Origin of the sequence: Paenibacillus durus, assembly GCF_000756615.1 — a bacterium.
In the GTDB taxonomy this organism is placed as follows: domain Bacteria; phylum Bacillota; class Bacilli; order Paenibacillales; family Paenibacillaceae; genus Paenibacillus_AQ; species Paenibacillus_AQ durus.
Window position 1 is genome coordinate 2,003,191 of sequence record NZ_CP009288.1, and the last position, 23,486, is coordinate 2,026,676.

At 52.5% G+C, this 23,486-nt stretch carries 22 protein-coding genes; 19 read left to right on the forward strand and 3 right to left on the reverse strand.

All coding sequences use genetic code 11. The annotated features are described in order from the left end of the window. The first annotated feature begins 189 nt into the window (after positions 1-189). The 17 genes from PDUR_RS08985 (at position 190) to PDUR_RS27885 (ending at position 18,410) form a co-directional block, all read left to right on the forward strand. On the forward strand, positions 190-1,032 hold the full coding sequence (locus tag PDUR_RS08985) for an SPFH domain-containing protein (protein ID WP_042205970.1): 843 nt from the start codon (positions 190-192) through the stop codon (positions 1,030-1,032). Positions 1,033-1,044: 12 nt separating this feature from the next. Then, complete coding sequence (locus PDUR_RS27880) at positions 1,045-1,221, forward strand: type II toxin-antitoxin system antitoxin (protein WP_042205971.1); 177 nt, start codon at positions 1,045-1,047, stop codon at positions 1,219-1,221. 451 nt (positions 1,222-1,672) lie between these two features. After that, complete coding sequence (gene thrS, locus PDUR_RS08995) at positions 1,673-3,613, forward strand: threonine--tRNA ligase (RefSeq protein ID WP_042205972.1); 1,941 nt, start codon at positions 1,673-1,675, stop codon at positions 3,611-3,613. A gap of 250 nt (positions 3,614-3,863) precedes the next feature. Continuing rightward, positions 3,864-4,376 carry a 3D domain-containing protein gene (locus tag PDUR_RS29760; protein ID WP_042209205.1) on the forward strand — a complete coding sequence of 171 codons (513 nt, stop codon included), beginning with the start codon at positions 3,864-3,866 and terminating at the stop codon, positions 4,374-4,376. Positions 4,377-4,527: 151 nt separating this feature from the next. Further along, positions 4,528-4,662 carry a hypothetical protein gene (locus PDUR_RS30070; protein ID WP_269079206.1) on the forward strand — a complete coding sequence of 45 codons (135 nt, stop codon included), beginning with the start codon at positions 4,528-4,530 and terminating at the stop codon, positions 4,660-4,662. Positions 4,663-4,891: 229 nt separating this feature from the next. Further along, on the forward strand, positions 4,892-5,995 hold the full coding sequence (gene liaF / locus PDUR_RS09005) for a cell wall-active antibiotics response protein LiaF (protein WP_042205973.1): 1,104 nt from the start codon (positions 4,892-4,894) through the stop codon (positions 5,993-5,995). A 3-nt stretch (positions 5,996-5,998) separates the two neighbouring features. Then, positions 5,999-7,093 carry a sensor histidine kinase gene (locus PDUR_RS09010; RefSeq protein ID WP_042205974.1) on the forward strand — a complete coding sequence of 365 codons (1,095 nt, stop codon included), beginning with the start codon at positions 5,999-6,001 and terminating at the stop codon, positions 7,091-7,093. Further along, the gene (locus PDUR_RS09015) at positions 7,090-7,746 is read left to right on the forward strand and encodes a response regulator (RefSeq protein WP_042205975.1); all 657 of its coding nucleotides are present in this window, start codon (positions 7,090-7,092) and stop codon (positions 7,744-7,746) included. Before PDUR_RS09010 ends, PDUR_RS09015 begins: the two co-directional genes overlap by 4 nt. Before the next feature lie 266 nt (positions 7,747-8,012). Further along, complete coding sequence (locus PDUR_RS09020) at positions 8,013-9,677, forward strand: S1C family serine protease (RefSeq protein WP_042205976.1); 1,665 nt, start codon at positions 8,013-8,015, stop codon at positions 9,675-9,677. A 116-nt stretch (positions 9,678-9,793) separates the two neighbouring features. Beyond that, positions 9,794-10,483 carry a response regulator transcription factor gene (locus PDUR_RS09025; RefSeq protein ID WP_025694288.1) on the forward strand — a complete coding sequence of 230 codons (690 nt, stop codon included), beginning with the start codon at positions 9,794-9,796 and terminating at the stop codon, positions 10,481-10,483. Position 10,484: 1 nt separating this feature from the next. Then, the gene (locus PDUR_RS09030; protein ID WP_042205977.1) at positions 10,485-11,936 is read left to right on the forward strand and encodes a sensor histidine kinase; all 1,452 of its coding nucleotides are present in this window, start codon (positions 10,485-10,487) and stop codon (positions 11,934-11,936) included. A 32-nt stretch (positions 11,937-11,968) separates the two neighbouring features. Then, a complete protein-coding gene (locus tag PDUR_RS09035) occupies positions 11,969-12,928 on the forward strand; it encodes a 4-hydroxy-3-methylbut-2-enyl diphosphate reductase (RefSeq protein WP_042205978.1) in 960 nt (319 codons plus the stop codon). 256 nt (positions 12,929-13,184) lie between these two features. Then, positions 13,185-14,228 carry a 3-deoxy-7-phosphoheptulonate synthase gene (aroF, locus tag PDUR_RS09040; RefSeq protein ID WP_042205979.1) on the forward strand — a complete coding sequence of 348 codons (1,044 nt, stop codon included), beginning with the start codon at positions 13,185-13,187 and terminating at the stop codon, positions 14,226-14,228. A gap of 269 nt (positions 14,229-14,497) precedes the next feature. Next, entirely contained in the window at positions 14,498-15,922 is a 1,425-nt protein-coding gene (gene glnA, locus PDUR_RS09045; protein WP_042205980.1) for a type I glutamate--ammonia ligase, read from the forward strand. Positions 15,923-16,312: 390 nt separating this feature from the next. After that, complete coding sequence (gene serC, locus PDUR_RS09050) at positions 16,313-17,404, forward strand: 3-phosphoserine/phosphohydroxythreonine transaminase (RefSeq protein WP_179945200.1); 1,092 nt, start codon at positions 16,313-16,315, stop codon at positions 17,402-17,404. 176 nt (positions 17,405-17,580) lie between these two features. Next, on the forward strand, positions 17,581-18,045 hold the full coding sequence (trmL, locus tag PDUR_RS09055; protein WP_042205982.1) for a tRNA (uridine(34)/cytosine(34)/5-carboxymethylaminomethyluridine(34)-2'-O)-methyltransferase TrmL: 465 nt from the start codon (positions 17,581-17,583) through the stop codon (positions 18,043-18,045). Between the two features lie 110 nt (positions 18,046-18,155). Further along, positions 18,156-18,410 (forward strand): AbrB/MazE/SpoVT family DNA-binding domain-containing protein, encoded by a 255-nt coding sequence (locus tag PDUR_RS27885; RefSeq protein ID WP_081949449.1) that lies wholly within the window; start codon positions 18,156-18,158, stop codon positions 18,408-18,410. Between the two features lie 390 nt (positions 18,411-18,800). Here PDUR_RS27885 and PDUR_RS09065 read toward each other — a convergent pair whose 3' ends face one another. Continuing rightward, positions 18,801-19,868, reverse strand: coding sequence for a phosphodiester glycosidase family protein (locus tag PDUR_RS09065; RefSeq protein ID WP_042205984.1), 1,068 nt, complete (start codon positions 19,866-19,868; stop codon positions 18,801-18,803). Then, positions 19,865-20,272 carry a hypothetical protein gene (locus PDUR_RS09070; RefSeq protein WP_042205985.1) on the reverse strand — a complete coding sequence of 136 codons (408 nt, stop codon included), beginning with the start codon at positions 20,270-20,272 and terminating at the stop codon, positions 19,865-19,867. Before PDUR_RS09070 ends, PDUR_RS09065 begins: the two co-directional genes overlap by 4 nt. A 280-nt stretch (positions 20,273-20,552) precedes the next feature. On the opposite strand from PDUR_RS09070, the gene PDUR_RS09075 reads away from it, so the two are divergent. Together PDUR_RS09075 and PDUR_RS09080 are read left to right on the forward strand one after the other, a co-directional pair. Further along, the gene (locus PDUR_RS09075; protein WP_042205986.1) at positions 20,553-21,209 is read left to right on the forward strand and encodes a response regulator transcription factor; all 657 of its coding nucleotides are present in this window, start codon (positions 20,553-20,555) and stop codon (positions 21,207-21,209) included. Between the two features lie 72 nt (positions 21,210-21,281). After that, complete coding sequence (locus PDUR_RS09080; protein WP_042205987.1) at positions 21,282-22,499, forward strand: aminotransferase-like domain-containing protein; 1,218 nt, start codon at positions 21,282-21,284, stop codon at positions 22,497-22,499. 82 nt (positions 22,500-22,581) lie between these two features. Here PDUR_RS09080 and PDUR_RS09085 read toward each other — a convergent pair whose 3' ends face one another. Continuing rightward, positions 22,582-23,439, reverse strand: coding sequence for a DUF2161 family putative PD-(D/E)XK-type phosphodiesterase (locus PDUR_RS09085; protein ID WP_042205988.1), 858 nt, complete (start codon positions 23,437-23,439; stop codon positions 22,582-22,584). Positions 23,440-23,486: the final 47 nt, after the last annotated feature.

The following is a 23,486-nucleotide window of genomic DNA, read 5'->3' on the forward strand; positions in this document are numbered from 1 at the left end:
ATCCACCTCCTCGAAAATGTAATCGCTTAAACAAGAATTCTTTATTAGATTCATAGTATATGAAAATCCGGGTATGCATCTGTGATTTATGTCTGTATGCATCGTTTACCTGAAAATAATAATTTACATCAATATCCAATAGTGATATCATATAAATATCAAATACATATCCTTTTTTGGAGGTGCCTTATGCAAGAAAAAATGCTTCGTCCCATTAACGGCTTCTGGATTATCGCTATGATTGTCATTTGCTTTGGCGGTGGATTTTACGGAGCTGTCCAGGGCTATAATGTAGTGCCTGCTATTTTGTTCATGGCTTCCGGGGTGCTCGCGACAAGCATTACGGTGGTGCAGCCCAATAAGTCCGTCGTGGTCACTTTTTTCGGCAGATATGTTGGGACGATTTCGGCCAGCGGCATGTGGGCCGTTATTCCGCTCAGCAAGCGTAAGACGGTTTCTCTTAGAGTGCGCAATTTCAACAGCGTCAAGCTGAAGGTAAACGATATTGAGGGCAATCCGATTGAGATCGCCGCTGTCGTCGTATTTAAGGTCATCAACTCGGCAAAAGCGCTGTTCGATGTCGATAAATACATGGAATTTGTTGAAATTCAGAGTGAGACGGCGCTTCGCCATGTGGCCAGCAAATATCCTTATGACAGCTTCAGCGGAAGCGGTATGTCACTTCGTGCCAATGCCGAGGAAATCGCCAAGGAACTGGCCTTGGAGCTGCAGGAGCGGCTATCCCTGTCAGGGGTCGAAGTGCTGGAGGCGCGCCTGACGCATCTTGCATATTCCACTGAAATCGCCAGCACCATGCTTCAACGCCAGCAGGCTTCGGCCATTCTATCGGCCCGGCAGATCATTGTGGAGGGTGCGGTCGGCATGGTGGATATGGCGATCAAGCAGCTTAAGGAGAACGGTGTTGTAGAGCTGGACGAAGAACGGAAGGCGGCTATGATTAACAATCTGATGGTGGCCATCGTATCCGAACGCGGAGCGAACCCGGTTATTAACGCCGGCTCGTTGTATTAAGGCGGTCTTAATATGGCGGCCAAGAAGAACTTTCCGCTGCGCATTGATCCCACGCTCTATGAAGCGCTGGAGCGTTGGGCGGGGGAAGAGTTCCGCAGTGTGAACGGACACATCGAGTTTTTGCTGCGGGAGAGCCTGAAGCGCGCTGGCCGTTTGCCTGACCGAAAGCCGCGTGATGAACAGCTCTGAGCAGAGCTGCTGTTAACCCGGTGGCTTGACGGAAGCGGCCATCAGGATTTATAATTACACATTATTCACGCGAACAGCATTGACAAAGACATGAATCGACTTCCAGGTCCGTCCAGAGAGAGGAAAGCTCGCTGCAATTTCCTTCGGAATCCGGTGTTCGGTTTACCCCTTTGTAGCTGCGGTTATGAACTTTCTTAGTGAAGCGCCCGGTTGATCCGGGTTGTCTCTTCCGTATAAGAAACAGTAAGAACCGCCGGTTCATGGCCGTTATTCCCATGCTGAACAAGGATTCCGCTGGCGGAATTGAATTTGGGTGGAACCACGGGTGCAGACGCTCGTCCCTATACGGGACGGGTGTTTTTTGTATGCGTGGAGATATCCGTTCCGTAAAGCTTTATGCGGCTGACGGCCGCTGAGATAGGCTTACCACGATTTCAAGGAGGAAATGACAATGGCAGTAAGCATTAAATTACCGGACGGCTCGGTCCGGGAATATCCGGAAGGCAGCAGCATCGACGATGTGGCGGCTTCCATTAGCAGTGGGCTGCGCAAGAATGCCGCCGCCGGCAAGCTGAACGGGGCAATCGTTGATTTGTCCGCCAAGCTGAGTGAAGGAGATCTAGTGGAGATCGTGACGCTTGATTCTCCGGATGGGCTTGAGGTTATGCGGCACAGCGCCGCCCACCTGATGGCCCAGGCCGTCAAGCGGCTGTTCGGCGCCAAAGAGGTTAAGCTCGGCGTAGGGCCGACAATTGAAGATGGATTCTACTATGACATGGATCTGGAGCATCCGCTCAATCCGGAAGATCTGCAGAAGATCGAGAAGGAAATGGAGCGCATCGTGTCGGAGAATCTGCCGATTGTCCGCAAGGAAGTCAGCCGCAAGGAGGCGCTTGAAATATTCGGGGAGCTTGGCGACCCGTATAAACTTGAGCTTATCCGGGCGCTGCCCGAGGACAGCGTGATCACTTTGTACGAGCAGGGCGAATTCTTTGACCTGTGCCGCGGGCCGCATGTCCCTTCGACCGGCAAGATCAAAGTGTTCAAGCTGATGAACGTTGCGGGAGCGTACTGGCGCGGCGACAGCAAGAACAAAATGCTGCAGCGCGTATACGGCACCGCTTGGATCAAGAAAGCGCAGCTTGACGAGCATCTCCGCCTGCTGGAAGAGGCGAAGAAGCGCGATCACCGCAAGCTCGGCAAAGAATTGGAGATATTTACGTTCAATAACCTGGTAGGCCAGGGCTTGCCGATTTGGCTGCCTAAGGGCGCCAAGCTGCGCAGCATTCTGGAACGGTATATCGTTGATCTTGAAGCGAACCTTGGCTACCAGCATGTGTATACACCGGTGCTCGGCAATGTCGAGCTGTACAAGACTTCAGGCCACTGGGAGCATTACCAGGAAGACATGTTCCCGAAAATGACGATCGACACCGAGGAATTCGTGCTGCGTCCGATGAACTGTCCGCATCATATGATGGTGTACAAGAGCAGCATGCACAGCTACCGCGACCTGCCGATCCGGATTGCCGAGCTCGGCATCCAGCACCGCTACGAAATGTCCGGTGCGCTGACCGGTCTGCACCGCGTCCGTTCCATGACGTTGAACGACTCGCATATTTTCTGCCGTCTGGATCAGATCAAGAGTGAGTTTACCCGTGTGCTTGAACTGGTGAAACAGGTGTACAGCGACTTCGGCATCAATGATTACCGTTTCCGCCTGTCCTACCGCGATCCTGCCGATACCGAGAAGTACTTCCCGAACGACCAGATGTGGGAAACCGCTCAGCGGATGCTGCGCGAGGTTGTCGAAGAAGCCGGGCTGCCGTTCTATGAAGCGGAAGGCGAAGCCGCGTTCTACGGTCCGAAGCTGGACGTGCAGATCAAGACTGCGCTTGGCAAGGAAGAAACGCTCTCGACCGTACAAATCGACTTCCTGCTGCCGGAGCGCTTTGAGCTGGAATACGTCGGCGATGACGGACAGAAGCACCGTCCGGTCGTACTGCACCGCGGCATTCTGGGAACGATGGAGCGTTTCGTAGCCTTCCTGCTGGAGAATTTTACCGGCTCGCTGCCGCTTTGGCTGTCTCCGCAGCAGGTAAAAGTTATTCCGGTGTCGAGCGCTTTTGACGACTATGCAAACGAAGTAATCGACAAGCTGCGCCGCCGCGGCATTAGAGCCGAAGCCGATCTGCGGAATGAGAAGCTCGGTTACAAGATCCGCGAAGCCCAGCTTGAGAAGCTGCCGTACATGTTCATCGTCGGTGAGAACGAGAAGAACAGTGGCGCTGTTTCCGTCCGCAGACGCGGCGAAGGCGATATCGGAGCAAAGCTGCTTGACGAGGTAATCGAGAGCCTGGCTTCTGAAGCTTCGACCAAGGCCATTTTTTAACAATTGAAGACCTCTGTCAACATCCCGTGAGGCGGTAACTGCGCTTCATGTATAAATTTTTGGGAAACGGGAAACCTTCGCTAATAAGGGGGAGGTTTTCATGATGAACAAAATGGGTGTTTGGCAGAGGTCTTGCTGTATTGTTGTTACCTTTGCTTTTTTGGTTGCACTATCCTTCATATATACGAAGTCGGGACGCGAAGCGGACCGGGAGCCCGCATTATCATCTATTCAGCCGGTGGCTGCGGCTATGCCTGTCTTGCAGACGTATTCGCACAAGCCATCCAAAGAACTGAATAACCAGTCTTCCTTTCCCGTAGCCGCTCCGGCGCCGGAGCAGATCATCCGCAGTTTCAAGATGACGGCGACCGGGTATACGGCAGGTTTCGAGTCGACCGGCAAACACCCCAGTCACCCGGAATACGGCATCACCTACTCAGGCGTCAAGGTTCGAAGAGATAAGAACGCGGTTTCGACCATTGCCGCCGATCCCAAGGTGCTGCCGCTGGGAAGCATTTTATACGTGCCGGGGTACGGCTATGCGATCGTCGCGGACACCGGATCGGCGATCAAGGGGCACAAGATTGATCTTTATTTTTCAACGACTAAGCAGGTGTACAGGGAATGGGGGAAACAGTTGGTGGAAGTCCAATTGATTAAGCGCGGCAGCGGCAAGTGTACGGAAGCTATGCTGGAGAATATAGGAAGAGTTATCCGGGCTTACGGTACCGTTCCGCATGAAATGCTGGAAGAAATCATCTAATGTGGACGGTTCATGAACTTTTTTTCACATGGGCTAGTATAATCTTGGGCCTGCCTTGCCATAATACGAACTGGGGCACAGAAATCAGCCTCTGATTCGTCTCCGACTGGTGCTGCTGCGCCGCGGATGAGAGCAAAGGGAGGTGACCAACGTGGCTAAAAAACCGAAGGTTCAAGAAAACTACAAAACACCGAATGAAAAATTCAACTCCGAGTTTGCCGCCGAAAATGATGCAGTAACGAAGCAAGGCGGCATCGCCAAACCGGTCCAAAAACCGCAAGCTTAAGCCGCACTCGCCTCAAGCATCATAGGCCTATGGCCGAACCGTGTCCCGTCCTCGTTAGAGGCGGGGCATTTTTGTTTTTGCTGCGTGCCGGGTACAGACTTACAACCCCTCCGTCTGCAGACCGAGAAGGTTTTCATTCCCTCGCCGCTGTTAACCGGGTGAAGCCTGTTGTAAACTAAGTCCATAAGGCAGGAAAAAAAGCTACAATAAGCTAAAGGGGAAATGACTGATGAGAAGACGTATAGCCAGCCAAGTGTCCGGCGGCCTGATTCTGATCGGAATCGGCGTGCTGTTTTTGCTCCGGCAGATGGGATATGCCAACATAGATATCGGTTACCTTTTCTCTAATTTCTGGCCGGTTGTGCTGATTATTATAGGCTGTCAGCGGCTGCTGGGAGGAGGCGGGAGAGGGTTTTCCTCCATCGGTACGCTGTTTTTTCTAGCCATGGGCGTGTATTTTTTGGGACGGAATCTGGGCTGGTTCGACCTTTCCGCTGGTGATTTCTTCACCATGCTCGTTCCAGTCGCACTGATCGGCGGCGGACTTATGGTCATCTTCAGACCGCACCGTTCCGGGCCACCGGAACCGCCGCCTGCCCCTCCGAAGTTTTATTCGGGAGACAAGTCGGGGGAGAACATTGATCCGCCGCGGCCGCTGGAATCGACATTCGATGAAGAATTTGAGCGGAAATTCGGCGGAGCCAGGGAAGAGAGCGGCTCGATCGGAAGTTCTGCAGGGAAAGCCGGAGCGGCTGATTGGGACCGTGATCCGCTCAAGGATGAAGAGAATCGCGAGGCCGATCCGCGCTGGAAAGAACATAGGGATCGTCATGAACGCAGACGCCAGGAGCGGGAGGAACGCCACGAACGCAGAAATAGCGAGCGCTGGGAACGGTTTGAACGCAAACGCGGGCATTTTCATGGACATGAATGGAGCCATAGCGACAGCAAAGAAACGACGAACCGTTCCACTTTTATCGGTGATATCCATATGGGACGCGAGCATTTTCAGCTCAAAAATACGAATATCTCTCAATTTATCGGCGATACGGTGCTTGATCTGACCAATGCGCAGATTCCGTACGGCGAGACGAAGATCAATCTTTCCGCCTTTATCGGTGATCTCAAAGTCTATATACCGGATGACATGGATCTTGGCATTACCGTCAACAGCAGCTCTTTTATCGGCGATATGGAAGTGCTGGACCACTCGCGCAGCGGGTTTATGAGCTCCGTTCACTACAAGACGCCTTATTATAAGGAAGCGGGCAAAAAAATCCGCATCAATGTCAGCGCTTTTATCGGAGACATCAAGGTTAAGACGGTGGGATAGACGATGGGGACGATTTTTAAAAATACGAAATGGGTGCTGCTGCTTTATTTCCTGCTCTGCGGCAGTGTGACGGCCCTTCTGATGTACGCCGGAAGCTGCCTGGGCTATATCGAAGTCGAGGATTCCCGGATGTGGGTGTACCTGTGTCTTGGCATCGTGCTGTTTACCGCCGTTATCGGCTATATGGCCGTGCAGCGGATCCAGCGGGGGATCGATCACCTGGATCTCAATATGCTGAAGGTAGCCAAAGGCAACCTTTCCGTTCGGATGCCGGGGAGCGATGATCCTTCTTTTGCAAGAGTTTATCATGAGTTCAATCTTATGATGGATGCGGTCGAGAAAAAAATGAAGCTGCTTCAGCGTCTGGGCGAGCAGGAGGTAGTTGAGAAGGAGAAGGCGGCGGAGAGCGCGGTTCTTGAGGAACGGCGGCGGATGGCCCGGGATTTGCATGATACGGTGAGCCAGCAGCTATTCGCTATTCATATGTCCGCTTCTTCGCTGCCGAAAGTGCTTGAGCGGAATGAAGAACAGGGGCGGATGGTGATGGACCAACTGATCACCATGTCGCAGATGGCTCAGAAGCAGATGCGGGCGCTGATTGCCCAGCTTCGTCCGGTTGAGCTTGAAGGCAGGGACCTGTTCGAAGCGCTGGAGAAATGGTTCCCGGATTACTGCCGGCAGAATGGACTGAAGGGTATTAAGGAGCTTGAACTGCAGGGCGAGCTGTCCGGGGCGATTGAGCATCAGCTGTTTCTGATTATCCAGGAAGCGATGGCGAACATCGTGAAGCACTCGGGAGCGCGTCTTGTCAGTCTGTCTCTGCGCGAGAGTCCGAGGCAGGTTGCGGTCAGCGTTAGCGACGATGGGCAGGGATTCGAGCTCGCGCATGGCAAACAGGGATCGTACGGCTTGACGACGATGCGGGAACGCGCGGAGAAGCTTGGCGGCCAGGTTGAAATTATCAGCCGCAGGGGGGCGGGCACAACAATCCGCGTACATATTCCGAAGTTTGTTCAGGGGAACGGCAGAGAGATATCCGCTGCAAAGGGCCTGACTGCAAGCAAAGACGAAGGGGAAGAGGAGGCAAGCAGCGAATGAGCGCGATCAAAATACTGCTGGTCGATGACCATGATATGGTTCGTATGGGGCTCAAAACATATCTGATGCTGGAGCCGGCATTTGAGGTGGTATCCGAGGCGTCAAACGGACAGGAGGCGCTTGAACAGCTGCGTTCCGGGGGAGAGGAAGGGCTTCCCGATCTGATTCTGATGGATCTGATGATGCCGATCATGAACGGCGTGGAGACGACCCGTGCGGTGCTGTCAGAGTTTCCGGGGCTGAAAATCGTGATATTGACCAGCTTCCTTGAGGATGACCTTGTGGTGGACGCCATTGAGGCGGGCGCGGTCAGCTACGTTCTCAAGACAGTATCGGCGGAAGAGCTGATTTACGCGCTGCAAGGGGCGTATCGCGGCATGCCGGTGATGACCGGCGATGTGTCGCAGGCGCTGACGCGGGGTATCCGCCAGCGTACGGTGCAGGACGATTCATCCGGGTTGACCGAGCGGGAGAGAGAAGTTTTGCTGCTGATTGCGGAAGGCAAGAGCAACAAGGATATTGGCGAGGAACTGCATATCAGCATCAAGACAGTCAAGACGCATGTCAGCAATCTGCTGATGAAATGCGAGCTGGAGGACCGCACACAGCTCGCCATCTATGCGCACCGTAAGGGATGGGTTACACAGGGATAGGTCGTCTATCGCGATTACCAGACACATGTTGGCGCAATCTTAAACTCTATTGATTTGCAGTTATTTTACAAGAATAGGCTTGTCCAATGAAGTCCGGCGTTAAGCTAAAAGCGCGCCGGGCTTCTTTTTTTGTATATCATCTCGTGAATGTTTTATCTTCGCTTAAATTGTTTTTAATGTCGGCTTAAGGTTTAAAGTACAAAATATACCCAAGAAAGCAAAATGACTCCTTGTCCGTGAGGGACAGGGCGCGGGAGGGTAAAACCATGGACGAGAACAAGAACAGATATAATGGCGATGGCGACGATCGCTTTGAGAGACAATCATCGGATCGGGAATGGAACAAGGACGGACAGTCTCCCGAATCGAATTCATCCTATTATTATTCGTACGGCCCTTTTAAATCTCTTAATCATAATGAGCAGAATACGGATGGCGTGGAGCATTATAGCCGGAGGGAACCGGAAAGGGTGGAAATCACCCCTCCCCAGCCAATTAAACCGGTCCCTTACAATTCGATCCGCTCCACGGGTTACGGCGGGTATGGAGGAGGAAACGGCAACGGCAACGGCAACGGCGGCGGTGGCGGTTCGGACGGCGGGAACGGCGGCTGGCAGTATAACCGGAAGCCGAAGAAACCGGTAAAAACCGCAGTCCTTTCCTTCCTCGCCGGTATGCTTGTGCTCTCCGGTTCCATGTTCATGGCTGATCGGGGGAACTGGTTCACAGGGGATCAAGCGGTAACGGCAACGGCGGCCTTGAGTTCACAGGGCAAGGCCGCCAACGAGGGCGCCACTGTGACACCTTCAACTTCGACTACCGGGCTTGTGACCGGATCACAAGGTGTCTCCAGTGTCGTAGACGAAGCGGGGCCGGCGGTTGTCAAAATCGAAACGCTCGTAAAATCGGCTTCCCGCGGAAGCCAAAGCATTCCGAACTCGAATGATCCTTTCTATCAATTCTTCTTCGGTGACCAATTTGGCGGCAACTCGTCCGGACAGTCCCAGCAGAACAATGGCAATAGCGGTTCCGGTTCGGATTCACAGCTGACACCTTACGGTATCGGCACGGGGTTTATTTACGATAAAGCCGGTTACATTCTGACCAACCAGCACGTAATTGAGAATGCAGACGTCATTCAGGTTACCGTTGACGGCAACTCGAAGCCGTATGAAGCGAAGCTGCTTGGGTCTAGTGCGGATTTGGATCTCGCGGTGCTGAAAATTGAAGGAGACAACAATTTCCCGACCGTTCCGCTCGGCGACTCGGACGCCATCAAAGTAGGCTCGGAGGTCGTTGCAATCGGCAATCCGCAGGGCTTTGACCATACGGTTACTGCGGGGGTTCTGAGCGCGAAAGACCGGAGCATTGACATCAACGAAGAACAAGGCAGCGGTACGCGCAATTATACGGATCTGCTGCAGACGGACGCTTCCATCAACCCGGGCAACTCCGGTGGACCGCTGCTTAACTCAAGCGGCCAGGTTATCGGTATGAACGTTGCCGTCAGCACGGATTCGCAGGGTATCGGCTTCGCCATACCGGTTAATAAAATTAAGGAAGTAGTCGATAAGCTGGAAGCCAATCAGGCTATCCCGAAAGATCCGGTTCCATTTATCGGAGCTTCGCTGATGACGATTACCGATGAAGTGGCGAAGCAAATGGGCACTGACATCAAGGAGGGCTCCGTTGTAGCCGATATCATATACAAATCCCCGGCTTATCTTGCCGACCTGCGTCCGTATGATATTATTACCGGCGCTAATGGAACGAAATATGCGACCAACCAGGAATTAATTGATTTCATTAAGACCAAAAAGGTCGGAGACAAAATTACGCTCAATGTCGTCAGGGACGGCAAAAATCTCGATTTGCCGATAACGATCGGCAATAAGAACGACTTCAACACAACGCAGACTCAGCAGCAATAATGCGGTACAATCCAGAAGCGGGAGGGGAAGCCCTTCCGCTTCTGCCATAGATGTGCGCGCTGCAGCATTCACTGCTAAAATAGAGATATATAGAATATTGACAAAGGGGCGGCTTCATGCGACCGAATATTTTGATTATTGACGATGATGAAAAAATCATTTCCATGCTGCGGAGGGGACTAGCGTTTGAGGGTTATGACGTAAAGACCGCGTCCAACGGGGCGGATGGCCTGCGGGCCGTGCTGAACAGCGATCCGGATGTTGTTGTTCTCGATGTCATGATGCCTCAAGTGGATGGCTTTGAGGTGTGCCGGAGGCTTAGAGAGGGCGGCAGCACCGTTCCCGTACTGATGCTCACGGCCAAGGATGAGGTGGAGCACAGGGTCAAAGGCCTGGACCTTGGAGCGGATGATTATCTGGTAAAGCCGTTCGCGCTGGAAGAACTGCTGGCGCGGGTGAGAGCGCTGCTGCGGCGCAAAAGTGAACAAATTGGGGGCAGCGAGCAGGCGGTCGTCTATGAGGACGTTGTGCTGGATGTCGATTCCCGGGAAGTAACGCGCGGCGGCAAACGGCTGGAGCTGACGGCAAAAGAATTCGAGCTGCTGCATTTGTTTATGCAGAATCCGAAGCGGGTGCTGTCCCGTGACCTGATTATGGACAAGATTTGGGGCTATGATTACAGCGGCGAATCCAATGTGCTGGAGGTTTATATCGCCATGCTGCGCCAAAAGACGGAGGAGCATGGCGGCAAACGCCTCATTCAGACGATCCGGGGAGCCGGTTATATCCTAAGAGGTGACAACTAAGATGTCGATCAAGCTGCGGCTGACCGCATGGTATTCGGGAATATTAGCCGTCATGCTGCTGGCCTTTTCAGCATCCATTTTCGGTTTTTTCTATATTAATACGTACGGGGATTTACAAGACAGGCTTCACAAACAGGCGGAACAGCTTACGCTACATCAGGTTCTGAACTCCGACGGGTCGTTGGATCTGGCTTTCGATAAAAGCGTGGATGCCCAGAATCTGTTTGGACAAATGTACTTTTACGACAGTAGTAATTTAATTCGAAGCTTGAATTTAAAGGAAATTGATCTGCGGTTCGATATTCCGGCGCAGCAGAACCTCCAGGATGGAGAATTTAAAGATGCCTATTACAGAGGCTACCATTTTTTGATTTATCAAAAGGCGGTCAATATCGAGGGCTACGATAACAATCCGGCGGCTGTTCTGCAAATGGCGGCATATACCGGGGAACAGGACAAGCTGCTGGACCGGCTGAAGACGATCCTGATCACCGGCTCATTTGCCACGTTGATTGCCGCCTTTACCTTTGGCTTATTTCTGGCCCGCAAGGCGATGAGCCCGATCGGCAAGGTGATCGAAGCGGCTGAAGGTATTCAGACCGGCAACGACCTCAGTGTGCGGATTGAATACGACGGGCCACCAGATGAAATCGGAAGGCTGATCCGGACGGTGAACAGTATGCTGGGCCGGATGGAGGGGTTTTACAAGAATCTGGAGGATTCGTACGCGGCCCAGCGCCGTTTCGTGTCGGATGCTTCGCATGAGCTTCGCACGCCGCTGACGACCATTCGCGGCAACATCGAACTGCTTCAAAAGGTATGGGAACTCGAGCCTGGAGAAAATCCGTTGCTGGATGAAGCGGCAATACGGCAAATTTCGGTGGAATCCGTACATGATATCGCGGACGAGGCGCAGCGCATGAGCCGGCTTGTCGCCGATATGCTGTCTTTGGCCAGAGCCGATACGGGCCGCACCTTCGAGAAGGAGCCGATAGCGCTAGAACCGATGATGAATGAGGTGGCTCGCCGCGCCGCTTTCCTCCCCCGGGAGGCGGAGTGGACTACGGGAGACCTGTCGGGCCTCAATGGCAAATATGTGCTGGGAAACAAGGATTATTTGCAGCAGATGCTGTTCATTTTTATTGACAATGCCTTCAAATATACGCCGTCCGGAGAAGTAACGTTCGACGCGGTAGTTTATCAGCATCAGGTAGGCATACGGGTTAAGGATACCGGCATCGGTATGGAAAAAGACGAAGTGCCGCATATTTTCGACCGGTTTTATCGGGCGGACGAATCCCGGGGCATAACCGAAGGCATCGGACTCGGGTTGTCCATAGCCAAATGGATCATTGATGAGCACGGAGGATCGGTTGAGGTAGTGACCCGCCAGGGCGAAGGCACAACGTTCGTGATATGGCTGCCTCTGCTCTTTGCTGCTCCGCTTGAATAGGATATAATGTTGCAGAAGGTTGGTGAAGCACAATGGAAGTTATCAAAATTTCTCCCCGGGGATACTGCTACGGCGTGGTTGATGCCATGGTCATGGCCCGCCAGGCCGCCAAAAATCTCGATCTTCCCCGGCCGATCTATATACTGGGCATGATTGTCCATAACAGCCACGTTACCCATGCTTTTGAGGATGAGGGCATTATTACGGTGGATGGCAGCAGCCGCCTGGACATATTGGACAAGATTGACAGCGGCACCGTTATCTTCACCGCTCACGGCGTTTCGCCGGAGGTGCGCAGGAGAGCGCGTGAGAAAGGGCTGACGACCGTCGACGCCACCTGTCCGGATGTTACCAAGACGTATGATCTCATCCACGAAAAAGTCTCGGAAGGCTGCGAAATCATCTACATCGGCAAGAAAGGCCATCCTGAGCCGGAAGGTGCCATGGGCATCGCTCCCGGGCATGTGCATCTGATCGAAAAGGAAGACGAGATATCCTCCCTGACCCTGCCGGCTGATTCCCGGATTGTCATTACAAACCAGACGACGATGAGCCAGTGGGATATCAAGCATATTATGAAAAAACTGCTGGAGACTTTTCCCGGCGCCGAGGTGCATAACGAGATTTGCATGGCAACGCAGATACGGCAGGAGGCCGTAGCGGAACAGGCTGGTCAGGCCAATCTCGTCATTGTCGTCGGCGACCCGCGCAGCAACAACTCCAACCGGCTGGCCCAGGTGTCCGAGGAGATTGCCGGTGTTCCGGCACACCGTATTGCTGACGTATCGGAGCTGAAACTTGAATGGCTGAAGGGCGTCTCGAAAGTGGCCGTCACTTCAGGCGCGTCAACGCCAACGCCGATCACGAAGGAAGTCATAGCCTACCTGGAGCAGTATGACCCGGCAGATCCCGGAACATGGGAGATCAAGCGTACGGTCAACATGGCGAAGCTGCTGCCGCCGTTCAAGGCCAAGCAGTCTTCTCAAACATAAGTTATTCGATTTTTCGTGTTTCAGCGCCTTATGTCCCTGGCGGCTTAGGGCGTTTACATATTTATTTTTTGTAGTCTACATGATAAACTTTTCACCATTGGAATATTTATTTTGCAGAAGGGGTTGACGGGAATCAGATTATCGCATAGAATTGCTTTAGTGATTAAAAGCATAAAAGCTTAAAAGCGTCGTAGTAAAATAGCGAATGCAAACAATTAAACATTAAACCATACAGGATTGGAAAGGAAGGAATCAGATGATCGTTATTACATCGAATCAAACTCCGGAGGAACAAATTAACGATATTATCGCAGTGATCGAGAAGGAGGGCCTCCAGGTGCATCTGTCCAAAGGATCGGACCGTACGGTTATCGGTCTGGTGGGCAGCGTGAACCCGAAGCTTGCCGAGCACCTTCGCCAAATGAAGGGTGTAGAGAATGTGGTCAAAATCTCCAAGTCCTACAAGCTGGCGAGCAGAGACTTTCATCCGGACGACACGGTCATCGAGGTTAAGGGAGTTAAGATCGGCGGAGAGCATCTCGCTATCATGGGCGGCCCGTGCGCAGTGGAATCGCCCGAGCAGATCGACGAAATCGCAAAACTGGTGAAAGCGGCGGGAGCGCAAATTCTTCGCGGCGGGGCATTCAAGCCACGCACCGGCCCTTACAGCTTCCAAGGGATCGGCGTGGAAGGTCTGAAGATGATGGCGGAAGCGGGAGAGCGTCACGGCCTGCTGACCATCACCGAGGTCATGACGCCGGAGTATGTTGACGTGTGTGCGGAATACGCCGACATTCTCCAAGTGGGCACGCGGAATATGCAGAACTTTGATCTGCTTCGCGCGCTTGGAACATGCGGCCGTCCCGTGCTGCTGAAACGCGGTTTCAGCGCGACATACGACGAACTGCTGAATGCGGCCGAGTACATTCTGGCTGGCGGCAACCGTGATGTTATGCTCTGCGAGCGCGGTATCCGCACCTTCGAGACCTACACCCGCAATACGCTGGATCTGTCGGCCATTCCGGTGCTTCAGGGCCTCAGCCACCTTCCTGTCATTTCCGACCCGAGCCACGGAACGGGACGCCGCGAACTGGTAGAGCCTATGGCTAAGGCGTCTGTTGCCGCAGGAGCCAACGGCCTGATTATCGAAATGCATACCGATCCGGACAACTCCATGACGGGTGACGGCGTTCAGTCCCTGTTCCCGGATCAGTTCAGCAATCTGCTGCAGGATCTGGAGAAGCTGGCACCGCTTGTCGGTAAGAAATTCTCCACACAGGAAGCAATTACCATTAAATAAATAAATCTTATACAGGCAGCCCTTTTTCCAGCTTAACCTGCGGAAGAAGGGCTGTTTGCTTTATTTCCAGAGCGGAATTAGTCGCTTATACGCCCTTGTATAAATAATTCACTAAAGCGTAAGAATATCTCACATTGGCATAAAAAATACCTTACATAAGCATTGACGATGTAAGGTTTGAGTTTTATAATGACGACAGTTAAAATTAAACCGAGACATTTGCATGGTGGGTACGGCTTAATGTTCGGAACTTAGGGAGGAAAAATTTAATGTCGGTTGAAAAAGTGTTGCAAACGATTAAAGAGAACAACATTGAATGGGTAGATTTCCGCTTTGTTGATTTGGGTGGACGGGCCCATCATATTGCTTTGCCGGCTGCTGCTGTTGACGAGGAGACTTTTGTAAATGGTGTAGCTTTTGACGGTTCTTCCATCGCCGGTTTCCGCGGAATTGAAGAGTCTGACATGGTTATGATGCCGGATCCAAGCACTACATACGTTGATCCTTTTACTGCTCACCCTACGCTCAACATTATGTGTGACATTTTCACTCCTGACGGCGAGCGTTATGAGCGTGATCCGCGCGGTATCGCTGTTAAAGCGGAAGAATACCTGCAAAAGAGCGGCGTAGGCACCGCGGCATTCTTCGCGCCTGAATCCGAGTTCTTCATTTTTGACGATGTTCGTTACGAGAGCGGCATGAACAGCTCTTCCTACTTCGTTGATTCCGAAGAAGCGGTCTGGAACTCGAACCGTAAAGATGAAGGCGGCAACCTTGGCTTCAAAGTCGGCATCAAAGGCGGTTATGTACCGGTTGCTCCGGTTGATACTCAACAGGACATCCGCAGTGAAATGTGTCGACTGCTGGCTGAAGCAGGACTCGTTATCGAGCGTCATCACCATGAAGTTGCTACAGCTGGACAAGCTGAGATCAACTTCCGCTTCGATACACTGAAGAAGACAGCCGATAACCTGTTGACTTACAAATACATCGTGCAAAACACTGCCCGTCAATACGGCAAAGTGGCAACTTTCATGCCAAAACCGATCTTTGGCGACAATGGTAGCGGCATGCACGTTCACCAATCGATTTTTAACGGCGACAGCCCGCTGTTCTATGAAAAAGGCGGATATGCCAACCTGAGCGAAATGGCTCTGAACTACATCGGCGGTATCCTGTATCATGCTCCGGCGCTGATCGCTCTGACCAACCCGAGCACGAACTCCTTCAAACGTCTGGTTCCTGGTTACGAAGCTCCGGTTAACCTGGTGTTCTCTAAAGGTAACCGTTCCGCAGCAGTCCGTATCCCGGTAGCTGCCGTAACACCTAAAGGCTGCCGCATCGAGTTCCGTACTCCGGACACCACGGCTAACCCTTACCTGGCCTTCTCCGCAATGCTGCTGGCTGGTCTGGACGGAATCAAGAAGAAGATCAATCCGGTTGAGCTTGGCTATGGCCCGCTCGACAAGAACATTTACGAACTGCCAAATGAAGAAAAAGCGAAAATCCGCAGCGTACCAGGCAGCCTGAACGAAGCGCTGGACGCTTTGGAAGCTGACTACGAATTCTTGACAGAAGGCGGCGTCTTCACTAAAGACTTCATTGACAACTACATCGATCTGAAACGCGGCGAGGCTCAAGAAGTAGCTATTCGCGTGCATCCGCATGAATACTCCCTGTATTTCGATGTATAAGAATTAATAATAAGCATTCCGTGCAGACGGAACGCTTGCTCTCCACAAGAAGCCATTCTCACGGATAATGTGAGATGGCTTCTTTATTTGTGATATTAAAACTCCTCGCCGTTTCCGATTCAAAGGAGAGCGTCCTAAGTAGGTCTAGTGCATAAGTCCCGGCTTTTCTGGCAATAAAGCGATTGATTCCCGTCTCATTTCTCGGGGCCGTAGTATCGGTAATTCGAGGATTTCAGTTTGTTATTTTATAATGCACTGCATTAAAGTGGCAAAATTCGGAGTTCTTGCCCGTTCGAGATGTAAATACGCGGATATGTGAATAATTATACTTGCTGCCATGTTAGATTATTGCTATCATAACCATATTGATAGAAGAGAAAGGGTGGGAGTATTTTGAGCAAGAGAGCATATAATTTTAACGCCGGCCCGGCAGCATTACCTCTTGAGGTGCTGGAGCGCGCACAAGCGGAATTCGTCGATTTCCGTGAGACCGGGATGTCGATTATGGAAATGTCGCACCGCGGAGCCGTATATGAATCCGTACACAATGAAGCGCAGGAACGTCTGCTTTCGCTTCTGGGCAATCCGACCGGATATAAAGTATTGTTCATTCAAGGCGGAGCCACCACTCAGTTCGCTATGCTTCCGCTGAACTTCCTCTCCGAAGGCAAAGTCGGCAGCTACGTAATGACAGGTAGCTGGGCTGACAAGGCGTTCAAGGAAGCCAAGATCGCTGGCGGAGCGCATGTTGCGGCAACGTCTGAAGACAAGAAGTTCCTGGCTATTCCGGAACTTGGATCGATCAAGCCTGCCGATAACGCTGCTTATCTGCACATTACTTCCAATGAAACAATTGAAGGCACCCAATATCAGGAATTCCCGGATACCGGATCTCTTCCGCTGATCGCGGATATGTCCAGCGATATCTTGAGTCGCAGCTTCGACGTTAGCAAGTTCGGACTGATTTATGCCGGTGCACAGAAAAATCTCGGACCTTCGGGTGTAACCGTCGTGCTCGCTAAGGAAGAGTTGATTGCCGAATCTCCTTCCAACATTCCGACAATCCTGCGTTACAGCACCCATTACAAAAATAACTCTCTGTACAACACGCCGCCATCCTATTCGATCTACATGGTTAACCAAGTGCTCAAATGGATTGAAGAGCAGGGAGGACTGGCTGGAATCGAAGTGAAGAACCGCGATAAGGCCGGACTGCTGTATAATACTATCGACGGCAGCGGCGGTTTCTACCGCGGTGTAGCGGAGCAGGGCAGCCGTTCCATCATGAACGTTACATTCCGGATGCAATCCGAAGAGCTGGAGAAGAAATTCATCAAGGCTTCGGAGCAGGAAGGCTTCGTCGGCCTCAAGGGACACCGCAGCGTTGGAGGCTTACGGGCTTCCATCTACAACGCTGTTCCTTATGAGAGCATCAAAGCGCTGACCGATTTCATGAATCACTTCCAGAAGACTCAAGGTTAATTAACCATTTAGCAGGAATTTTAAAGACCTTCCGCCACCGGCGGAAGGTCTTCTAAACGAATGAACACATCTTTCGAAATCCCCCGCAAAGTAACAGGAGCATGCGCTTGTGCGTAGGCTTCGCTTTGGGGGGTTCTTACCCGCGCTTGGAACTTGGATCAGGAGGAGATATTTGCATGGCACTTCACATTGTACTGGTAGAGCCGGAGATTCCGGCCAACACGGGTAATATTTCCCGCACCTGCGCGGCAACCGGCACCCATCTGCATTTGGTGCGGCCACTTGGCTTTCGCACCGACGATGCCACCCTGAAACGGGCCGGGCTGGATTATTGGCATGCCGTTCACATTGAATATCACGATTCCTTCGGAGAAGTGCTGGAGATGTATCCGGAGGGGCGTTTCTTTTATGCAACGACCAAAGCGGACAAGCGGTATAGCGATTATTCTTTTCAAGACGGCGATTTTTTTGTGTTTGGTAAAGAGACGAAAGGATTGCCCGAGAGTATTCTAAAGGCCGGATGGGAAACAACGATGCGCATGCCGATGACCGGAGATGTAAGATCGTTGAATTTGTCTAATTCGGCGGCAATTATTGTATATGAAGCGCTCCGGCAGCTGAGCTTTCCGGGTCTGACCTAAATATGTTACAGAAATTTATTTATTATCAGCAGGATTCGACAATTTTGTATCGAAATAATCAATGGAATGGAAATATCATGAATCAGTTGAATAGGAAAGGTGTGCGTTAGATGAAGCCTGCTGGTGTAGTTCGCAAAGTGGATCAGCTTGGCAGAATTGTTCTGCCTAAATCCCTTCGTAAAAGGTATCAAATGAATGAGGGGGACCCTGTTGAAATTTTGGTTCAGGGCGACCATATTATTTTGGAGCGTTATCGTCCAAAATGCGTATTTTGCGGTTCCATGGAAGAGGTTAGCGAATATAAGGATCGCTATATTTGTGGACAGTGTATGGGAGAAATGACCCAACTGCAAAGACATGCTTGAGCAATATAGAATCTTCCCGAAACGCTTCATGTAGCAAGCGTATTCGCCGGAAGCAGAGCGCCGCATCCCTGCGGCGTTATTCTTTTAGCAGATGCGAATTTCCGGTGGTGAAGAATTCCCCTCCTGCTTTTTTGTCCATAAAAAAAGCCCCCTCCGTTACCCGAAGGAAGCTTAGCCTTTAGAGGCCCTTGGTCTTGTCGTCGTTATAAGAGGCGGTGAGAATCCCGGTCAGAAACAGCAGAAATACAAGGAAGATAATCCAAAAGGTCAATGAGAACGACATGCGGACACCTCCGAATGGAAATATTGTCATTACTTCCATTATAGCCGGGGTACGAATAAAAATAAATGATATTGTGATATGCCGCATTGATAGTAATATTGGTTCTGTTATTTGAAAAACAAAAAGCTTGTCGGCACCTGCCGAAGAGTGCCATCGGACGGCCTGTTCACGACTTTTCCGTCAAATACGAGCGACGAGGAACCTCCGCCATCCAGATTATACGCATCCGTTACACCCATCTGATACAGCTTGTCCTGAAGTTCCTCCAGTGTGGCTCCCGAGCTGCCGCTCTCATTGTAGCCATCGGCAACGATGATAAGCAGCTGATCGTCTTTGTATCTGCCGATCGCAGTGCGCGGCGCCCGCCTTGGCGACGTCTCCCATTTTACGGGTATCTCCGTTTTGAAGCCATCCTGCAGCAGCACAGGCACAAAGGAAGCTCCGAACGCCGGTTCCAGCTTGTCGAGCTGCTCACGGCTGTAAAACTTCCCGCCAATCAGCCGTCCTTCTTTACTAAGTCCTACGAAGCTTAAATCCTTATAGCTGGATTCAAAGCCGGCTACATATTGCCCTTTCACAATCGTGGTGCTGAGCGGGTACCTTCTGCCGTCTTGATCGGCAAAACCTCCCGCGTTAATGCCGGCGACAGCCCCGTATCGGTTAACCGCCTGAAGGGTCGTTTCCGAACTGCCGGGACCTGCCTGCCCAAGGCTCATGGTCATCGCGGCCTTATCCTTGAGCTTGATTTTCATCGCGTAGCCTGTATAGTTACCGGGATTGACCCGGTACAACTCGATTCGAATCCGGCTGCTGTTAATAACATCGTACGGGAAGCCGAGCTTGGCCGTAATACGCCGATTGTATATCGACTGCGGGCGGCCTGCCTGTGTCATGGCCTTATCCACAAGCGCGTTCATCGCGGCGGTCGTTTCCTTGTACAACTTCGCACTCGCACTCACGGATTTGATCGTGTAGGTGGCGGAGGCCTGAGCAGTGCCCAACTGGTCTTTGATACCGGATGTCAGCTGCACAGGACCCGCGGAAGGCGAGAACCGCTGCGTCTCCAGATTCAGCGTAAGAGACGGCCTGTACAGCGACAGGCACAGCAGAAGGCCGATGAACGGTGCGGTAACGAGCATAAAGAAACGGTTCACTCTTTTGACCGGTGTTATCATTTCAGCAGATCCATCTCTTTCTGTAAAGCGTCGAGCTGCTTGCGAACCTCGCTTAATTGGGTGTACAGCTTATTGCTGTTGTCCGTCTTGGTGCTGGCGTTATCCTTAGTAAAAGTAAGGAGTTCATTGAACGACTGCACTTTGTCCTGCAGCTCGCTGATTTCCTTCGATAAAACCGCCAGTTTCTTCTCGTAGTCCGACTGAAGTAGGGAAAGCTGCTTCTGATTCTGCGTGGAAAGCTGCCCCAGCAGCTGATCCTTCAAATGATTCATGTAGCTGTATACGGTGAAGCCGCAGGCTGCAATCACGACTAGCCAGAACAGCAGGAACCATTTGACGGAGGAGCCGTTTCTCGTCGCGGCGCGGGATCTATACGCGTCCGGCGATTTCATTGACGGCTGCATTCATAATCACCTCGAACCTTTTTTTGAGTCCTTATTCTACCAGAATTATGCTAGTTTCGCAAAAAGGGTAGAGGAAGAATCAGGAAAAAAGTAATTGCATCCTTAGAAAGCGGTGCGTTACAATTTGACTAGATTCTGCAAAGCATCCATGTATGTAGTAGCGTATAGGAAAAAAGGCGGAGTACATCACGAGATCGTTTCTCTTCTTGCATTACCCGGAGAATGCCGACATGCGCTTTGGTCTGGGTAAATTACATAGTATCAGGAGGTCTGGGCTTTAATGATGAAGGTTTGGCAGGTAGTGATTATGGGCTGTCATCCCACGAGTATGTTGGGAACGAAATTGATTCTGGAAGAAGCGGGAAATCTGATTGTACTTGGAACTTACAGTGATTGGATGGAAGGAGCCGCCAGGGTGCGGGAAAGTCGACCGGAACTGGTGCTTCTTGACTACTGCATGCCGGATGACCTGATTGAGACGATACTGCCCGAAATGAAAAAAAGTGCTCCGCCTTCCCATTTTGTCGTGATGACCGATAGAGAAGGCAGAGAACTGTTTCAGCCGCTCTTAAAGCTGGGAGCCAGCGGCGTCTTATCCAAAGGGGCGTCGCCGAGCCAACTGCTGCAGCTGATCGGAGGATTACGTGAAGGATTTCTGTCCATGCCGCTCGGGTGGCTGGGGACGGTGGTTTCGCCGATCTATCCGTCCGAGGAGGGCGATGCCGTGTTGAAGCTGACTGCGACCGAGAGATTCATTATGGAACAAATTGTTCAAGGGGTCACTTATGATAAAATCGCGCTTGAGATTGATGTAAGCCGGCGGTCCATTGACAATTACTTACGCAAGATTTATGTTAAACTCGAAGTTTCAACCCGGGCGCAGGCGATCGAGAAATATGCGCTGTATTCACATCAGATCAGACCCATGTATGCATAGTATCCGGCGGGACGGCATAATGCGGCATCTTCCGGAATATGCATTCATGAAAGCATAAAGGGGGGGCGCCGCATGAAATACGATTTTTCCGCTCGTACGCACACGCTGATGACTTCGCCGCTTCTGAGCATTCGGACACAGACACGCAGAGGTTCCATAATTTCGCTGGCTGAAGAGCTGCCGGCGGAAGAATTGTTCCCGCTGTCCCTGCTGGCCGAAGCGGCTTCAACCGTGATTTCGGCCGACGCGCAGGCGCTCCAGTACGGAGATCCTGAAGGATATGGGCCCCTGCGGGAGTGGCTTGAAGACGACTGGCTAAGAGACAAGGGAGTACATATTCCCCAGAACGGCGTCCTGTTGACAACAGGCAGCCAGCAGGCGGTAGACCTGCTGTCCCGGGTATACATTGATCCGGGCGACCGTGTGCTTGTGGAGAATCCTACGTCTCCCGGCTTTCTGCAGGTGCTGCGGATGCAGGGCGCGGTCATTATTCCGGTCGAGGGCGACCATGACGGACTTCTGCCGGAGCATTTGAAGGAACTCATCGTGAGCAACCGGCCCAAAGCGCTGTTTGCCGCACCAAGCTTCACGAATCCGAGCGGCATCCTCTGGAGCCTGAAAAGACGCAGAGAAGTGCTGGAGCTATGCATTTCGCATAATGTGCTTATTGTGGAAGACGATTCCTACGGAGACCTTCATTTTCAGCGTCAGGGTCGGATCGCGTCCAAATATCCTTCTCTATATGCGCTCGAGAACGCGGGTGAGGGCGGGCATGTGCTCTATATCGGTTCCTTCAGCAAGACGGTTGCGCCTGCCCTTCGGACGGGCTGGGCGGCGGGCAGCCGGGAGCTTGTAGGAGTAATGGCGGCCGCCAAGGGAATGGCGGATTGGCAGTCAAGCTCGCTGAACCAGCGTCTGCTGTACCATCTGCTGCATGCGTCCGCGTTCGATTTACGAGAGCATATTGCGATGTTGAACCGCGAATACGATACAAGGCTGAAGCTGATGGTGGAGCTGCTCAAGCGTCCCGCCTGGAAGGACTGCACCTATGATCTGCCCTCTGGCGGAATGTTCCTCTGGGTATCGCTGCCGGACGGACTGGATGCTTTAGTCTTGCTGAAGAATGCGCTGCGCAAGGGCGTGGCTTATCTTCCGGGGCCGCTCTGTACGGCGGACGGCAGCGGCAGCCGATATATCCGCCTTAATTTCAGCCACCCTGGCCGCGATGAGCTGCTGCTCGGAATGAATCTGATGAGCGAAGCCATTTCGGAATTTACAGCCCGCAGTTAATGCGGGGACCACGCGCTACAGGCTTAACAATGCGTTAATCGAAGAACCCATTCTCCATATCGGCTATGGAGAATGGGTTCTTTCATTGCATGTTGGACTTCTCTGCTGAGGATCTGCGATCAGCCACCGACTGCGAGACCGATACGGCGGCGTATTCAAGCAGCGCCGCGCTTCCATCTGCAGTAAGGGTATACCGGCCGCGGACGATGCGCTTGAACCAGCCGTAGTAGTTGTTCTGCAGGATGGCGGCTGCGGCCGGCACCCCGCTGCGCCGGCGCAGTTCCGCCGGCGTCACGCCCTTCGGAAGCGCGCCGACAATAGGCGCGCGGACAGGCCCAGCGGAAGCAATCGGGCCGCCGCCATCCACCGGCGCCGCGCCCTCGGCGGCTGCCAGAGCGGCCTCGCGCTCCGCCGCCTCCAGCGCGGCGGCTACGCGCAGCGCCTTCTCGCGGTAGGCGGTGACGAGCTTCACGCTCGCGCTCCCGCCCGTGTTGTAGTCCCCGCTTCGCTCGTGGAACTCATAGAGCAGCCGCTCCCGCCGCCGCCCGCCGCCCCGGGCCGGACCCGCTGGCGCCTCAGGCTCCGCCAGCACCTCCACCAGCGGCGCCTTCGTCTTGTAGAAGACAACGGTGACAAGACCGAGCCCCAGGCGGCGGCACAAATGGCTTAAGCTCCCCCAGCGCTGGCTCGCGGCCCCTTTTTTCTCCCGGCATCTCTCGACCGCCAAATACACCGCCGGACTAAGCTTCAGCCGTTCCACCCCTTGCAGCAGCAAGGCGAGGTTGAAGGTCTTCTTCATCTCCACAATCAGCGGCGGTTCTCCATCTCCCCGGACGCCGACCAGGTCGCATGAACGCACTTCACCCTTGATCTCATAGCCTTGTTGTTCAAAAAATTTTTTTAAAGGAGCATACAGCTCTGTTTCGTGCCTTACCGCCATAGTTTGTCTCCTTTGTTACATTTGCAGCTGATTCTCTATTATAGCAC

Bases quoted from the DNA above. Each gene is read 5' to 3' on its own strand.
- PDUR_RS08985 (WP_042205970.1), top strand. From the start codon at position 190: ATGCAAGAAAAAATGCTTCGTCCCATTAACGGCTTCTGGATTATCGCT.
- PDUR_RS27880 (WP_042205971.1), top strand. From the start codon at position 1,045: ATGGCGGCCAAGAAGAACTTTCCGCTGCGCATTGATCCCACGCTCTAT.
- thrS (WP_042205972.1), top strand. From the start codon at position 1,673: ATGGCAGTAAGCATTAAATTACCGGACGGCTCGGTCCGGGAATATCCG.
- PDUR_RS29760 (WP_042209205.1), top strand. From the start codon at position 3,864: ATGCCTGTCTTGCAGACGTATTCGCACAAGCCATCCAAAGAACTGAAT.
- liaF (WP_042205973.1), top strand. From the start codon at position 4,892: ATGAGAAGACGTATAGCCAGCCAAGTGTCCGGCGGCCTGATTCTGATC.
- PDUR_RS09010 (WP_042205974.1), top strand. From the start codon at position 5,999: ATGGGGACGATTTTTAAAAATACGAAATGGGTGCTGCTGCTTTATTTC.
- PDUR_RS09015 (WP_042205975.1), top strand. From the start codon at position 7,090: ATGAGCGCGATCAAAATACTGCTGGTCGATGACCATGATATGGTTCGT.
- PDUR_RS09020 (WP_042205976.1), top strand. From the start codon at position 8,013: ATGGACGAGAACAAGAACAGATATAATGGCGATGGCGACGATCGCTTT.
- PDUR_RS09025 (WP_025694288.1), top strand. From the start codon at position 9,794: ATGCGACCGAATATTTTGATTATTGACGATGATGAAAAAATCATTTCC.
- PDUR_RS09030 (WP_042205977.1), top strand. From the start codon at position 10,485: ATGTCGATCAAGCTGCGGCTGACCGCATGGTATTCGGGAATATTAGCC.
- PDUR_RS09035 (WP_042205978.1), top strand. From the start codon at position 11,969: ATGGAAGTTATCAAAATTTCTCCCCGGGGATACTGCTACGGCGTGGTT.
- aroF (WP_042205979.1), top strand. From the start codon at position 13,185: ATGATCGTTATTACATCGAATCAAACTCCGGAGGAACAAATTAACGAT.
- glnA (WP_042205980.1), top strand. From the start codon at position 14,498: ATGTCGGTTGAAAAAGTGTTGCAAACGATTAAAGAGAACAACATTGAA.
- trmL (WP_042205982.1), top strand. From the start codon at position 17,581: ATGGCACTTCACATTGTACTGGTAGAGCCGGAGATTCCGGCCAACACG.
- PDUR_RS27885 (WP_081949449.1), top strand. From the start codon at position 18,156: ATGAAGCCTGCTGGTGTAGTTCGCAAAGTGGATCAGCTTGGCAGAATT.
- PDUR_RS09065 (WP_042205984.1), bottom strand. From the start codon at position 19,868: ATGATAACACCGGTCAAAAGAGTGAACCGTTTCTTTATGCTCGTTACC.
- PDUR_RS09070 (WP_042205985.1), bottom strand. From the start codon at position 20,272: ATGCAGCCGTCAATGAAATCGCCGGACGCGTATAGATCCCGCGCCGCG.
- PDUR_RS09075 (WP_042205986.1), top strand. From the start codon at position 20,553: ATGATGAAGGTTTGGCAGGTAGTGATTATGGGCTGTCATCCCACGAGT.
- PDUR_RS09080 (WP_042205987.1), top strand. From the start codon at position 21,282: ATGAAATACGATTTTTCCGCTCGTACGCACACGCTGATGACTTCGCCG.
- PDUR_RS09085 (WP_042205988.1), bottom strand. From the start codon at position 23,439: ATGGCGGTAAGGCACGAAACAGAGCTGTATGCTCCTTTAAAAAAATTT.